This window comes from Rhizobium aureum (assembly GCF_030182495.1).
Taxonomy (GTDB): domain Bacteria; phylum Pseudomonadota; class Alphaproteobacteria; order Rhizobiales; family Rhizobiaceae; genus Rhizobium; species Rhizobium tropici_C.
This window is the reverse complement of sequence record NZ_JAQJCI010000012.1, coordinates 98,433-111,998: the sequence shown is the minus strand read 5'-3', so window position 1 is coordinate 111,998 and position 13,566 is coordinate 98,433. Positions and strand designations below refer to the sequence as shown.

Annotated in this window: 12 protein-coding genes and 1 pseudogene; 9 read left to right on the top strand and 4 right to left on the bottom strand. The window is 60.0% G+C overall.

What is annotated here, in order from left to right:
• Positions 1-114: 114 nt before the first annotated feature.
• On the top strand, positions 115-1,695 hold the full coding sequence (locus tag PH552_RS23745; RefSeq protein WP_112344361.1) for a Ppx/GppA phosphatase family protein: 1,581 nt from the start codon (positions 115-117) through the stop codon (positions 1,693-1,695).
• Positions 1,692-2,429: an RlmE family RNA methyltransferase gene (locus tag PH552_RS23740; protein WP_112344362.1), complete on the top strand. Its 738-nt coding sequence runs from the start codon at positions 1,692-1,694 to the stop codon at positions 2,427-2,429. The genes PH552_RS23745 and PH552_RS23740 overlap by 4 nt, the downstream gene beginning before the upstream one ends.
• Positions 2,430-2,509: 80 nt before the next feature.
• On the opposite strand, the gene PH552_RS23735 is transcribed toward PH552_RS23740, so the two are convergent.
• The gene (locus PH552_RS23735; protein WP_113250974.1) at positions 2,510-3,940 is read right to left on the bottom strand and encodes an MFS transporter; all 1,431 of its coding nucleotides are present in this window, start codon (positions 3,938-3,940) and stop codon (positions 2,510-2,512) included.
• Between the two features lie 444 nt (positions 3,941-4,384).
• Here PH552_RS23735 and PH552_RS23730 point away from each other — a divergent pair, with 444 nt between their 5' ends.
• On the top strand, positions 4,385-5,257 hold the full coding sequence (locus PH552_RS23730) for an MBL fold metallo-hydrolase (protein WP_112344364.1): 873 nt from the start codon (positions 4,385-4,387) through the stop codon (positions 5,255-5,257).
• Between the two features lie 175 nt (positions 5,258-5,432).
• Here the strand turns inward: PH552_RS23730 and PH552_RS23725 are convergent, their stop codons facing one another.
• Positions 5,433-6,362, bottom strand: a complete 930-nt coding sequence (locus PH552_RS23725; protein WP_112344415.1) for a LysR family transcriptional regulator — start codon at positions 6,360-6,362, stop codon at positions 5,433-5,435.
• Positions 6,363-6,393: 31 nt separating this feature from the next.
• Between PH552_RS23725 and PH552_RS23720 the strand changes: the two genes are divergently transcribed.
• Complete coding sequence (locus tag PH552_RS23720; RefSeq protein WP_245430448.1) at positions 6,394-7,935, top strand: MFS transporter; 1,542 nt, start codon at positions 6,394-6,396, stop codon at positions 7,933-7,935.
• A gap of 42 nt (positions 7,936-7,977) precedes the next feature.
• Positions 7,978-8,250, top strand: a pseudogene (locus PH552_RS23715) (MBL fold metallo-hydrolase); the annotation flags it as partial.
• Between the two features lie 53 nt (positions 8,251-8,303).
• Here PH552_RS23715 and plsY read toward each other — a convergent pair.
• Together plsY and PH552_RS23705 are read right to left on the bottom strand one after the other, a co-directional pair.
• Entirely contained in the window at positions 8,304-8,969 is a 666-nt protein-coding gene (gene plsY, locus PH552_RS23710; RefSeq protein ID WP_112344365.1) for a glycerol-3-phosphate 1-O-acyltransferase PlsY, read from the bottom strand.
• A gap of 15 nt (positions 8,970-8,984) precedes the next feature.
• Complete coding sequence (locus PH552_RS23705; protein WP_112344366.1) at positions 8,985-9,356, bottom strand: NIPSNAP family protein; 372 nt, start codon at positions 9,354-9,356, stop codon at positions 8,985-8,987.
• A gap of 367 nt (positions 9,357-9,723) precedes the next feature.
• Between PH552_RS23705 and guaB the strand changes: the two genes are divergently transcribed.
• The 4 genes from guaB to PH552_RS23685 all read left to right on the top strand — a co-directional run bounded on the left by guaB (position 9,724) and on the right by PH552_RS23685 (position 13,397).
• On the top strand, positions 9,724-11,208 hold the full coding sequence (guaB, locus tag PH552_RS23700; RefSeq protein WP_112344367.1) for an IMP dehydrogenase: 1,485 nt from the start codon (positions 9,724-9,726) through the stop codon (positions 11,206-11,208).
• 125 nt (positions 11,209-11,333) lie between these two features.
• Entirely contained in the window at positions 11,334-11,906 is a 573-nt protein-coding gene (locus PH552_RS23695) for a hypothetical protein (RefSeq protein ID WP_112344368.1), read from the top strand.
• Between the two features lie 42 nt (positions 11,907-11,948).
• On the top strand, positions 11,949-12,371 hold the full coding sequence (locus PH552_RS23690; protein WP_112344369.1) for an MAPEG family protein: 423 nt from the start codon (positions 11,949-11,951) through the stop codon (positions 12,369-12,371).
• Between the two features lie 144 nt (positions 12,372-12,515).
• Entirely contained in the window at positions 12,516-13,397 is an 882-nt protein-coding gene (locus PH552_RS23685; protein ID WP_112344370.1) for a dienelactone hydrolase family protein, read from the top strand.
• Positions 13,398-13,566: the final 169 nt, after the last annotated feature.

Sequence of the window (13,566 nt, the reverse complement as noted above, 5' to 3'; positions counted from 1 at the left end):
GATTCAAAAAGAATTTGGCGAAAACCCATCCTGCTGGTATTCTCTGCCCAACGAAAATCGAACGAGCGCCTGCAGCATGCCCTAGGGCCTTGCGCGGCGCGGTGGAAAAGATACGTGAGTGACCCCGACAGCGGCCTAGCGCCGCAGGCAGACGGGGCGTCGGTAGCAGAGCGCAGGAAGGGTAAATCCTCCCGGCGTGCGAAGCGTAAGCGCAGCCATGGCCGCCCGAACGCTCATTCTGCGAAAGCCAGCCAGGCAGGCAAGTCCAGCCAGGCGGCGCAACGCCCAGCAGAGGATGACGCCGGCTCGCCGGCCAGAAAACGCAAGCGTCGGCGCCGTGCGCGCGGCGCAGCCCATGGTGGCGCGCAATCCGCTTCCCAAACACAACAGCAGTTTTCATCCGCGCCGGAACACCGTGCGGCAGCGGATCACGGCCATCCCTCATCGCACAAGAGCGGCAAGAATCGCCGCAAGCACCGCAGCAAGCGCGGCCTGCAGGGCCGGCCATTGGCGCATGAGAAGACGGCGCAGATCGTCGCTCCCGCGAACATGCCGGCAAACGCCCACGCTCCGGCCCATGACGATCATCGCCAGAGCCGGCAATCGCCGCCGCGGCGCGAAGGCCAGGGGCAGCATCATTTTACCGAGGCTGATTCCCGGCCGCTCGATCTCTATGCCGCCCTCGATCTCGGCACCAACAATTGCCGCCTGCTGATCGCGCAGCCGACCCGTCCGGGGCAGTTCCGGGTGGTCGACGCGTTCTCCCGAATCGTGCGCCTCGGGGAAGGGCTCGGCGCCAGCGGACGCCTTTCGAGCGATGCCATGGATCGGGCTGTGGAGGCGCTGCGCATCTGCGCGGCCAAGCTGAAGGCCCGCGAAATCCGCCGCATGAGGTTGATCGCGACCGAAGCCTGCCGCGCTGCTGACAATGGCGAGGCATTCCTTGCGCGCGTGACCGAAGAGACCGGATTGCAGCTCGAAATCATCGACCGCGAGACCGAGGCGCGGCTTGCCGTCTCGGGCTGCTCGTCGCTTGTGGGACCCGAGGCGCGCTCCGTCGTGCTGTTCGATATCGGCGGCGGCTCTTCCGAGATTGCCGTCATCCGCATCGGCGAGAATCGCTCCAGCCGGCTTGCCAATCACATCACTCATTGGACTTCGCTGCCCGTCGGCGTCGTGACGCTCTCCGAGCGACATGGTGGACGCGACGTGACGCCGGAGCTGTTCGAGACGATGGTGTGCGAAGTCCAGCGTATGCTCGAGCGTTTCGATTGTCCGCCGGTGCAGGGTGCCGCACGCGACAGCGGCGACTTCCATCTGATCGGGACTTCCGGCACGGTGACGACGCTTGCCGGCGTTCATCTCGATCTGCCGCGCTACGATCGTCGCCGGGTCGACGGCGTCTGGCTTTCGGATGACGAAGTGAGCGCGATGCAGGCGAAGCTCTTGTCCTGGGATTTTGCCGGCCGCGCCGCCAATCCCTGCATCGGGCCGGATCGCGCCGATCTGGTCCTCGCCGGCTGTGCCATTCTGGAGGCGATCCGCCGCCGCTGGCCGAGCCCGCGCATGCGCGTTGCCGACCGCGGCCTGCGCGAGGGACTGCTGACCGACATGATGGCAGACGACGGCGTGTGGCGGCGAGGCCGCTCGCGCCGAGGTCATCGACCGAGGGATATGAAGGGGCCGCAGACGTGACCAAGCCAACTATCGCCGGCAACCGGACGGGCCGCAAGCTCGGCCAGCGCGTCAAGAAGAAGAAACTGAAGGCCTCCTCGCGGCAATGGCTGCAGCGCCATATCAACGATCCCTATGTGCAGCGCGCCCAGCTTGAAGGCTATCGCGCCCGCGCCGCTTTCAAGCTGCTGGAGATCGACGAGAAGCATCAGATCCTGAAAGGTGCGCGCCGCATCATCGACCTGGGTGCGGCACCCGGCAGCTGGTCGCAGATCGCGGCCAAGGTGACCGCATCGACCGAAGAGGATATCCGCGTCGCCGCCATTGATTTTCTTGAGATGGCGCCGATCCCCGGCGTCAGCATCCTGCAGCTCGATTTCCTTGATTCGACGGCGCCGCAAAGGCTGATCGATGCCGTCGGCGGCACGCCGGATCTCGTGATATCCGATATGGCGGCGCCGACGACGGGCCATCACCGCACCGACCATCTGCGGACCATGCATCTCTGCGAAGTGGCGGCGCATTTCGCCGTCGAGGTGCTGGCCGAAGGCGGACATTTCCTTGCCAAGACCTTCCAGGGCGGCACGGAGCGCGATCTGCTGACTTTCCTCAAGCAGAATTTCCGTCAGGTCATCCATGTGAAGCCCGGCGCATCCAGAGCCGAGTCGGTGGAAATGTTCCTGCTAGCGAAAGGCTTCAAGGGACGCAAGCCGGAAGGTGAGAGGGAAGAAGAGGAATCCGTCGCCGATCGCTAGATCCGACTATCCTCAATCGCTAAACTGACGAAACCCTCGCTGCGCTGCCGCTTGGCTGAAGCACGATAAGGGCCGCATCATCACTTTGCGGCCGTCTGTTCCACCTGCGGCTGCAGCGTTGCGACGCGCTTCAGGCCGGCCTTGTGGCCGGAAACCATGGCGCCGGCGCTGCGATCCATCCGGATGAAGGGGATGGTTGCAAGCACGGTCAGCACCGAGATGCAGAAGAAGGCGATATGGAAATCGCGCACCTGCAGTTGCGTGCCGCTGAAGAAGGTGGAGGCCTCCAGGATCATGGCGGCGACGGCGACGCCAAGCGCCAGGCTGATCTGCTGCATGACGGAGCTCATCGATGTTGCCTGGCTCGCCTGCCTGTCGCTGATATCGGCAAAGGCAAGCGCATTGACGCCGGTGAAGAAGAACGAGCGCGAGAAGCCGCCGATCAGCAAGATGCCGATGATGATGAGGTGCGACGTCCAGGGCTGGAAAAAGCCGGTGCAGATCGTGGTGATAGTCGTGATCGCAGCGGCCGAAAGCAGCGCCGTCTTGAAGCCGACAGCGGTAAAGACCCGGCGTGCGATGAACTTCGTCGAAATCGCGCCGATCGCGCCGGCAAAAGTGATTAGGCCGGATTGGAATGGATTGAGGCCGAAGCCGAGCTGCAGCATCAAGGGTGTCAGGAAGGGCATGGCGCCGATGCAGATGCGAAACAGCGTGCCGCCGGTGACCGAGGCGCGGAAGGTGATATTCTTCAGCAGCGACAGGTCGAGGATCGGTGCCGGGTGGCGGCGGGCATGGCCGACATAAAGAACGCCGCAGACAAAGCCGATGACGATGGCGGAGATGCCGATATAAGGCGGCAGCGCCGGCAGGCTGATGACGGACATGCCGAAGACGACGCCGGATGCGGCGAAGGATGTCAAAAGGAAGCCGATGACATCGAGCTTCGGCGGCTTGGTCGCTTTCACCTCAGGCAGGAAGATTGAAGCCAAGATCACGCCGAGGACGCCGACGGGCACGTTGATCAGGAAGATCCAGTGCCAGGAGGCATAGGTGGTGATGAAGCCGCCAAGCGGCGGGCCGGCAAGCGGGCCGACGAGCGCGGGAATCGAAAGCAGTGCCATGGCGGAAACCAGGTCGCTTTTCTGCGTGGTGCGCACCAGCACGAGGCGCCCGACCGGCGTCATCATCGACCCGCCGACGCCCTGCAGGAAGCGGGCGAAGACGAATTCGAGCAGGCCGCCCGAAAAGGCGCACATGATGGAACCGATGACAAAGACGCAGATTGCGATGCGGAAGATGTTTTTCGCGCCGAAGCGATCCGCCATCCAGCCGCTGATCGGGATGAACACGGCGAGCGACACCATGTAGGAGGTCAGCGCCAGCTTCAGCGTGATCGGCCCGACATGGAGATCGTTGGCGATGGCCGGCAGCGCTGTCGCGATGACGGTGGAATCCATCTGTTCCATGAAGAGTGCGACGGCGAGGATCAATGGAACGATGCGATTCATAGGCATCTGCCTTGATGGGTCTGTCTTCGGGAAGGCTGTCGCCCACTGCATAATTCCTTAAAATCGGAATCGATTTAAGGAATTATGCAGCAGATTGAAGGTGCTACAGCGCCTGGCGCCTCACATGCGACGCGCGGTGCTGTAGTGCGATCAGCCGCTCTGTAGTCCTATGCGAGGCTGCTGCCAATCCCGGATATTGCTCCATGAATGCTTGGGGTCACGTCTTCGTGATAGCCGCCGTCGCATGCCGCGGAACGCAGGATTTGACATATGCTGAGAGCATGTAAATGCTAAACGCATAAAACGTCGTCGGTGTATTAGCGGAATTGGATTGTCTTGTCATGACGAAAATTTTGGCCGGACAGAATGATCTCCCGAACCGTTGCTGCCGGCGGCGGCGATAGGCGTGGCTTACGCCGCGCATCAGCAGAAGGAGTGAAAATCATGACTGCCGTCCCGCCCCCAGACACGCATCAGTTCAAATTGGGATCCTGTACCATCACTGTCGTCAAGGACGGCGCCAGCATCATGGACAATCCCTGGGAGACTTTCGGCACAAACCAGACGCCCGATACGGTTCGCAAGCTGCTGGAGCAGAATTTCCTGCCGACGGAAAAGCTTGTGAACAGCTATGCGCCCGCCATCATCGATACCGGCTCCGACGTGATCGTCGTCGATACCGGCTTTGGTGCGGCTGGACGCGCGCGTGGCCTCGGTCGCTTTCGCGAGGGGCTGAAGGCCGTCGGCTACAGGCCGGAACAGGTTACCGTCGTTGCGCTGACGCATCTGCACGGCGATCATATCAACGGATTGATGGAGGAGGATGGCCCGGCCTTTCCAAACGCTCGCTACGTTGCCGGCGAGATCGAGTATGGGTTCTGGACCGACAAGGCGCGCGAGGGAACGCCGGCGGAAGGCGGGCATAAGGCTGTGCTTGCCAATGTCGTGCCCTTCGCCGAGAAGATGACCTTCCTTAGGGATGGCGACCAGATCGTCAGCGGCATGACCGCCATGCTGGCGCCCGGCCACACGCCCGGCCATCTCGTTTTCCATCTGGAATCCGACGGCAGGCAGCTCGTCATGACCGGCGACACCGCCAACCACTATGTCCTGTCGCTCGGCCGCCCGGACTGGGACGTGCGTTTTGATCTGGACAAGCCGCAGGCGGCAAAGACACGCCGCCGCATCTTCGACATGATCGCCGCCGACCGCATCCCCTTCCTCGGCTTCCACATGCCTTTCCCCGCCGTCGGCTTCGTGGAGAAGCAGCCGGAAGGTTTTCGCTATATTCCGAAAAGCTATCAGTTCGACGTTTGAGGGCGAACTCAAGGAAGATTGAGGTCTGTTTTCAAAGTGAGATCGCAAGGCTGATCAGCGACAAAAATGCGGATGGCTTCTGCCGCGAAAGTCGGTGGCTCAAATCGAGTTTTCGAGAGCAAGTTCGCGACAGAATCGTTCCCGACGTCTAATTATGGATAGCTTATCGCTGACCTTAGGAGTTTCGCTTCAGCTCCGCCGCTGCTTCGAAAGCATTCGGTCGTGCTGCGAGATGCTCGGCCACGAAGTCCACAAATGCCCGGACCTTTGGGGACAGTTGGCGATTGGACGGCCAGACGAGCGACAAAGAGCCAAACGGGACCATATGTGAGGTGAGCACGGGAACAAGCAATCTTGCGCGGATGTGAGCCGCCGCGACATAGATGGGCAGGTGAGCGATCCCCAAGCCGTCCAACGCCGCCCGTAAGCTCGCGTCTGTATTGTTAAAGATCAGGCTCCTGGGCAAGATCAGCTTTTCGCTTGAAGGAGCAAAGGCCCAGGGCGCCAGCCGGCCGCTTGTGGGATATTTAAAATGGATGCACGCATGTAAAGCAAGGTCGGCCGGCGTCGTCGGAAGAATGTGGCGATCGAAATAGGCAGGGCTTCCGCAAACAACAAAATGCTGCTCCCCGAGATGTCGGGCAATCAAGCGGGTATCGGCAAGTTCGCCGCTACGAACAGCGACATCCACCCCTTCACTCACCAGGTCGGTGACGTGGTCTTCAAAGTCGATATCCAGCTCGATCTCGGGATACCGTGCGACGAAGGCCGGCAGCAGGGGCATCAAGAGGTGATGACCGACGATGTGCGGGACACTGATGCGCAGGCGCCCTTTTGGGCGCTTCCGGCTTTCTATAAGGCTAGTCTCCGCATCTTCGAGGTCATCGATGATACGCTTGCAGCGCTCGTAGAACGCTGAACCTTCCTCTGTCAGGCTGATGTTGCGCGTTGTCCTGTTGAACAGCCTGACGCCAAGCCTGGCTTCGAGGCGTGCAATGGCCTTGCCGATGGCCGATGGCGAAAGGCCGGCGACGCGAGCCGCCGCCACATAGCTGCGTTGCTCGGCAGCGTGAACGAAGGCAGCAAGACTGCTGAAGCTATCCATAGCGACACCCATTAAAGACATATTGTCGTTAATGAAAGTCTTTTTCCCGTTATTGATCAATATTCAAGACCAGATATCGTTTCTCCTACGGGAAGGCGCAACCCTGCTTCCCTTTCAGCCGGAGATACAAATGAAGTTGGTAAGAAAAGAGCCTCGCTGGGCGGGAGCCAATTCATCGCTTGCAGTGTTGCTGACAGGAAACTTTGTCACCATCCTCGATCTCTTCATCGTCAACGTGGCGCTCCCGAATATTCAACGGGACTTGCACGCCTCGAACGCCGAGTTGCAGATGATCATGGTGGCCTACAGCGTCTCCTATGGCGCGATGCTGCTCAATGGCGCCCGGTTGGGCGATCTCTACGGCCGACGGCGGCTGTTCCTTTATGGCATGGCCATCTTTGCGGGGGCCTCCTTACTGTGTGGCCTCGCTTCATCACCCTGGAACCTGATCGCCGCGCGGGCATTGCAGGGCATTGGCGCGGCGCTGCTGATGCCGCAGGTCTATGCGTCGCTGCGATTGCTGTTCGACGGAGAGAAGCGCCGCTGGGCGTTCGGCGTAATGGGGAGTGTACAGGGTGCTGCCGGCGTAGCCTCGCAAGTGCTCGGCGGTGGCTTGATGGCGCTCGATATTGGCGGCCTTGGCTGGCGCCTGATCTTTTTTGTCAATCTGCCGGTCGCCGCCTACGCCATCATTGCCGGGAAGTGGTTCATCGTTGAAACCAGAGAAGCTGTATCGGCGAGGCTTGATGTGTTCGGGGCATTCCTGGGTGCCTCTGCCCTCACGGCAATCCTCCTGCCAGCGATGATAGGGCGAGAGCAGCATTGGCCTTGGTGGACGATCATCGGTCTGTTGTCATCTGTGCCTTTGTTCGCAACCTTTATCGTGTATGAAAACCGCTTGACGCAGCGGGGAGGTGTCCCGATTATTGATCCGTTGCTGTTCAAGAACGACGGCTTTGCCTTCGGTATGCTGGCATCGTTTCTGTTTTTCTCTGCGATCAGCTCTTTCTCGCTGTCGCTGACGATCTTTTTACAGGTCGGCCTCGGCAGGACTCCTTTACAGGCGGCGATGCTGTTTCTGCCCTCCACCATCGCTTTCTTCGCAGGCTCCCTGATGTCGGCCTTCTTGGCCAAGAGGATGGGGCATCAGACGCCAATCTTTGGCATGGCTATCTTCAGTTTGGGCTTGCTAATCGCAGTTGCTGACGGCTTTCTTGGTCGGGAGGCATCGACCCTGACTATCTCGGTGATACTGCAGGGGCTTGGGCAGGGAATTGTCATTCCGCTTTTGCTCAACATGGTTCTGAGCACCATTGCCGATTCGGAGGTCGGAATGGCGTCTGGCATCTTCAGCACCATACAGACAACGGGTTCGGCGTTCGGACTGACGATTGTCGGCATCATCTTGTTCGGTATTATTGACGAGAGCGGCGTGGAGGCAAATTCAGCGGTACCGGCCGCCGGTGGCTACGGGGCGGCATTCGCAGTCGCGACGCTTTACAATTTGGCCGCCGTCACCCTGAGCCTTGTTCTGTTCGACGCGCTACATGGACGAAGGAGATCGTCTGGATAGATCAAGAGTTTAGTTGTTTCGAAAATCCTGGTCGAAGCGTCCGTTTTCCATCTGGAATCCGGCGGCGGGCAGCTCGTCATGACCGGCGACACCGCCAACCATTATGTCCTGTCGCTCGGCCGCCCGGACTGGGACGTGCGTTTTGATCTGGACAAGTCGCAGGCGGCAAAGACACGCCGCCGCATCTTCGACATGATCGCCGCCGACCGCATCCCCTTCCTCGGCTTCCACATGCCTTTCCCCGCCGTCGGCTTCGTGGAGAAGCAGCCGGAAGGTTTTCGCTATATTCCGAAAAGCTATCAGTTCGACGTTTGAGATGAGTCAATCATGGCGAACCGGATCGCACATGCTGGATCTGCGATCCCGTTTCAGTTTTGGACCACAGCACTTCGCCCGAGACGAGGTTCCGTTCCTACAAGCAGTCGCTGAATGTTCGTGCGATGGCGCACTATCACGTAAAGGCTGCCGGCGATCACCAGCAACCGATAGGGCAATGGCTGCTCCAGGCAGCAGACCAGGGCAATCGCAGTCAAGGCTGCCAGGATTGATCCCAGAGAAACAATCCGAAAAATAGCCAACGCAACGCCAAAAACCGTCACTGCACCCAATCCCACCGGCCAGGCTATCGCCAGCAACAGGCCAAGTCCCGTTGCGACGGATTTGCCGCCTCTAAAATTCAGCCATATCGGGCGGCTATGCCCCAGCAATGCGGCAAGTCCTGCCAAACAAACAGCCCATGGAACCAAGCTTTGCTGGCTCTGCGGACCAAGCATGGTCGGCAGCGTATAGAGCCAGGGATAGAACCAACGGGCAAAGACGATTGCCGCGGCACCTTTCAGCACATCGACCAGGAGCACCACCAAGGCCGGCCATTTCCCAAGGGTCCGCAATACGTTCGTTGCGCCGGTGGACTTGGAGCCGAGTTCCCGAATATCAACGCCCTTGAGCAGTCTCCCTGCCAGATAGCCCGTGGGTATGGAGCCCAAGAGATAGGCGATCGCTAATCCTGCAACGCTTGCTATCCAGAAATCCATGAGTGTCACCTCTGTCTAAGTCTTTGCCGGTAGCACCGGCCGCAGGAAAGTTCGCTCGTAGCTGATGAATGGCGGATTCTTTCCGAAGCGTTCGTTTGCGGCAATTCCGTCCGGATCGGCTGCAACACGCTCGCGGTATTGCAGGTAGGTTGTCTCATCCGGAAATGTGAATAGTGCGACCGCTATGTCGCCGGGGCCTTCTTCACTTATGCCCGGGAAGCTCACTCCGGCCTCTGCCGGCTTGTCCCGGGGTAGGAAATAGCCGTGATGTGTTCCGCCATGGCGTTCGATGAGCTCAATCCAAATCCGGCTGTAAGCTTCGAATTCCGAAATTCTGCGATGATCGATGCGGTAGCGAACTTCGCACGTAACCGGGCTTTTGAGCATTGAAAGATCATTTCTTTAGGTCACAAGCAGGCACCAGGAATCCTGCGTCCAATCGACCGTGATACCTTATGTCATGGCGCACTCTTCCGGAATAGACTGCTCGCAATTGCTGCTCCCGCCGAAAGCGACCGACGATGACGAGGACTTTCGCCTGTGTTTGACAACGCCCGCATGGAAATCTCTGAACACCGCAGCCGAATCCCGCATTGAAGCCACGGCTTGGCATATCTGCCCCGCGCTTTTTGCTATTCCCTTCCTGTCATAGACGTGTTACCAGCCCTCGCCAACTTCCAAGCAACACTTGCAAGATCGCCCGGTAGACGATTCGTTCCGGGCTTTCCTGTTTTCACAGACGAAGGAATTGGCCATGGCACGCATTATTGAAACGTCAACCGGGTTGGATGCCCTCACATTCGACGACGTGCTCCTGCAGCCGGGACACTCCGAGGTCATGCCCGGCCAGACGAATATCGCCACCCGCATCGCCCAGGACATCGAGCTTAACCTGCCGATCCTCTCTGCCGCCATGGACACGGTGACGGAAAGCCGTCTGGCGATCGCCATGGCTCAGGCCGGCGGCATGGGTGTTATCCACCGCAACCTGACGCCGGTGCAGCAGGCCGAAGAGGTCCGCCAGGTCAAGAAGTTCGAAAGCGGCATGGTGATCAATCCGGTCACCATCGGCCCGGACGCAACGCTTGCCGAAGCGCTGAGCCTGATGAAGGCGCATGGTATTTCCGGCATCCCGGTCGTCGAAAAGTCGCATCGCCTGGTGGGCATCCTCACCAACCGCGACGTCCGCTTCGCTTCCGACCCCTCGCAGAAGATCTACGAGCTGATGACCCGCGAAAATCTGGTCACGGTCACGGAAAGCGTTCAGCAGCAGGAAGCCAAGCGCCTGCTGCACAAGCACCGCATCGAAAAGCTGCTTGTCGTTGACGCTGACAGCCGTCTGGTCGGTTTGATCACCGTCAAGGACATCGAAAAGTCGCAGCTCAACCCGAACGCTTCGAAGGATGCGCAGGGCCGCCTGCGCGCCGCTGCCGCGATCAGCGTCGGCGACGATGGTTATGAGCGCGCCGAACGCCTGATCGATGCCGGCGTCGACCTTCTGGTCGTCGATACCGCACATGGTCATTCGCAGCGCGTTCTCGATGCCGTTACCCGCGTCAAGAAGCTTTCCAACTCCGTCCGCATCATGGCCGGCAATGTCGCCACCTATGACGGCACGCGCGCGCTGATCGATGCCGGCGCGGATGCCGTCAAGGTCGGTATCGGTCCCGGCTCCATCTGCACGACCCGTATCGTCGCCGGCGTCGGCGTGCCGCAGCTTGCCGCCATCATGTCGGCCGTTCAGGCCGCGCAGGATCAGAACATCCCCGTGATCGCCGATGGCGGCATCAAGTTCTCCGGCGACCTCGCAAAGGCGATCGCCGCCGGCGCTTCCGCCGCGATGATCGGCTCGCTGCTCGCTGGCACGGATGAAAGCCCGGGCGAGGTCTATCTCTACCAGGGCCGTTCCTTCAAGGCCTATCGCGGCATGGGCTCCGTCGGCGCCATGGCGCGCGGCTCGGCAGACCGCTATTTCCAGGCCGAGGTTCGCGACACGCTGAAGCTCGTGCCGGAAGGCATCGAAGGCCAGGTTCCCTATAAGGGGCCGGTCTCTGGTGTGCTGCATCAGCTTGCAGGCGGCCTCAAGGCAGCCATGGGCTATGTTGGCGGCGCCGATCTCAAGGATTTCCAGGAACGCGCCACCTTCGTGCGCATCTCCGGCGCGGGCTTGCGCGAAAGCCACGCCCACGATGTCACGATCACCCGCGAAAGCCCGAACTATCCGGGCGCAGGCGGCTGATTGATGGCAGATCGCGCTCGGGATGATGCCAGGTCTTTACTGCATAATTCCTTAAATCGTGATCGATTTAAGGATAAAATTATGCAGCAGATTAAAAGTGCTGCAGCGACCTTTGCGTGTCACATATGACACGCGGCGCTGTAGAGGGCCTGGCGGCGGTCCTCGCGGCTCTTTCGCTGGCACTCTTCGCCTGGATCTATGCCGGCTTCGTCAGGGCATTCAGCGATGCCGCAGCCGGCCAGCAGATGCTCGACGCACGCGTCGGCGGTTATGAGCGCGACGATGTCATCGCCATGCTGCGCTATCTCAGGGATCATCCCGATCCGGCCGCCATCCTGCATTCCATGTATCTCGGGCCGGAGCTGATCTTTCCACTGGTACTGGGCGGCCTTTTGTTCTGCCTGCTGCGGCTGATCGGCCCCAGCGGTTTCTTTTTCGGCCGACCGATTCCACCAGGCGCGGCCACTGTCATTTTCTATCTGCCGATCTTTTATGCGGCCGTCGACTATGCCGAGAATATCGCCGGCCTCCTGCTTTATCCCCCTGCGATGCCATCGGACGAGACTGTGGCGCTTCTTGCAAGCGTACTGCCTGTTCTCGTCAGGCTGAAATTCCTGACGCTGGTGGTGACGGTTATTCTACTGGCCCGCTTCGCGATTTTTCGTTACCTGTCGCCGGACGGCACGCGGCCGTCCTGATTGTCCCTATCGGCTTTCGGAAATTCCAAAGGAGTTGGCGGCGTGACCGGCTATGAAATGTTTTGGCCCATGGTGGCGCATGCGGTATTGGTCTTCATCCTCTATGCTCTCCTCGGATGGCGTCGTCGCGTTCTCGTCAAGGCCGGCCGGATACAGCCTGTGAACTTTCGTGAGAACCATTCCGCCAATGAGCCGGCCGAAAGTCTGGTGGTGCGAAACAGTCTCGCCAATCAGTTCGAGCTTCCCTTGCTCTTCCACGTCTGCTGCATCCTCCTTTACACCACTCAGGCCGATAATTTGCCGGCCGTGATCCTCGCCTGGATCTTCGTCGCCACGCGCTACGCTCATGCCTTCGTGCATGTGACCAGCAACGACCTGCGTTATCGCAGCCCGCTCTTTGCTCTTGGCTTTGCGGCGCTCGTCGGCATGTGGGTCTGGCTCGCTATCTGGCTTGCCTTCTCCTGACACCGCGCGTGTCGTCGCGGTAACAACCTGCGATAACGCATTTGTGTTTTACCTTACCCTCACGTCGCCATCCGCTGACCTATCTTGTCAACGAGTGGCTGGCCGCTTCGCGTCGGCTGCCGGGGAAACAGGGAGAAGAGGACTATGAGCACGGAAAAGCCGGTCGTGACGCAGGCGATGATCAACGCCTATGACGAGTACACGCATCTGACGCTCGATCGTCGGGGTTTCATGGAAAAGCTGACCAAGCTTGCGGGTTCTGCCGGGACCGCCGCCGCGATTGCGCCGCTGCTTGCCGCCAACAAGGCGAGCGCCGAGGTCATTGCCGCCAATGACGGCAGGCTGGAGGCGAAGGATGTGACTTTTGCCGGCAGCAAGGGCGAAATGAAAGGCTATCTCGTTCGTCCGAAAGATGCGGCCGGCAAGCTCGGTGGCGTCATCGTCATCCATGAGAATCGCGGTCTCAATCCGCATATCCGCGATGTGGCCCGCCGTGTGGCGCTGGAAGGTTTCGTGGCGCTGGCGCCGGATTTCCTCTCTCCGCTCGGCGGCACGCCGGAGGATGAAGACAAGGCACGCGACATGTTCACCAATCTCGATCCAACGCTGACGGCCGCCAATGCCGAAGCGAGTCTCGCCTATCTCGCCAAGGCCGATGGCGCCAATGGCAAGGTCGGCGCTGTCGGCTTCTGCTGGGGCGGTGGTCTCGTCAATCGTTTCGCGACAATCTCGCCTGAGCTGAAGGCAGGCGTCGCCTATTACGGCGCACAGCCGCCGGCAAGCGATGTGCCCAAGATCAGGGCCGCTCTGCTCTTGCATTATGCCGGCCTCGACGATCGCATCAATGCCGGTATCGATGCCTATCGCAAGGAGCTGCAGGCGGGCGGCAAGACCTTCGAGATCTTCGTCTATGACGGCGTCAACCATGCCTTCAACAATGACACTTCGGCCGCGCGCTACGACAGGAAGGCGGCCGATCTCGCTTGGGGCAGGACGGTCGATTTTCTGAAGAAATATGTATCGTAACGACGCAAGTCATTGATAGCGGCTTGCCAGCCATCCGCGGATTACCGAGGTCGAAACCATGTTCCGGCCTCGATTTTCATAATAGCGATGGCACCTAAGTGATGATTAAAATTGGACTTTTCCCGTTTACGCGCATTGAACGCGTCTGGTGTCATAGCCTCTGCCGTGT

Excerpts from the sequence above, each read along its gene's own strand:
- PH552_RS23735 (WP_113250974.1), bottom strand. The coding sequence starts at position 3,940 with ATGAATCGCATCGTTCCATTGATCCTCGCCGTCGCACTCTTCATGGAA.
- PH552_RS23730 (WP_112344364.1), top strand. The coding sequence starts at position 4,385 with ATGACTGCCGTCCCGCCCCCAGACACGCATCAGTTCAAATTGGGATCC.
- PH552_RS23725 (WP_112344415.1), bottom strand. The coding sequence starts at position 6,362 with ATGGATAGCTTCAGCAGTCTTGCTGCCTTCGTTCACGCTGCCGAGCAA.
- PH552_RS23720 (WP_245430448.1), top strand. The coding sequence starts at position 6,394 with ATGAAAGTCTTTTTCCCGTTATTGATCAATATTCAAGACCAGATATCG.
- plsY (WP_112344365.1), bottom strand. The coding sequence starts at position 8,969 with ATGGATTTCTGGATAGCAAGCGTTGCAGGATTAGCGATCGCCTATCTC.
- PH552_RS23705 (WP_112344366.1), bottom strand. The coding sequence starts at position 9,356 with ATGCTCAAAAGCCCGGTTACGTGCGAAGTTCGCTACCGCATCGATCAT.
- guaB (WP_112344367.1), top strand. The coding sequence starts at position 9,724 with ATGGCACGCATTATTGAAACGTCAACCGGGTTGGATGCCCTCACATTC.
- PH552_RS23695 (WP_112344368.1), top strand. The coding sequence starts at position 11,334 with ATGACACGCGGCGCTGTAGAGGGCCTGGCGGCGGTCCTCGCGGCTCTT.
- PH552_RS23685 (WP_112344370.1), top strand. The coding sequence starts at position 12,516 with ATGAGCACGGAAAAGCCGGTCGTGACGCAGGCGATGATCAACGCCTAT.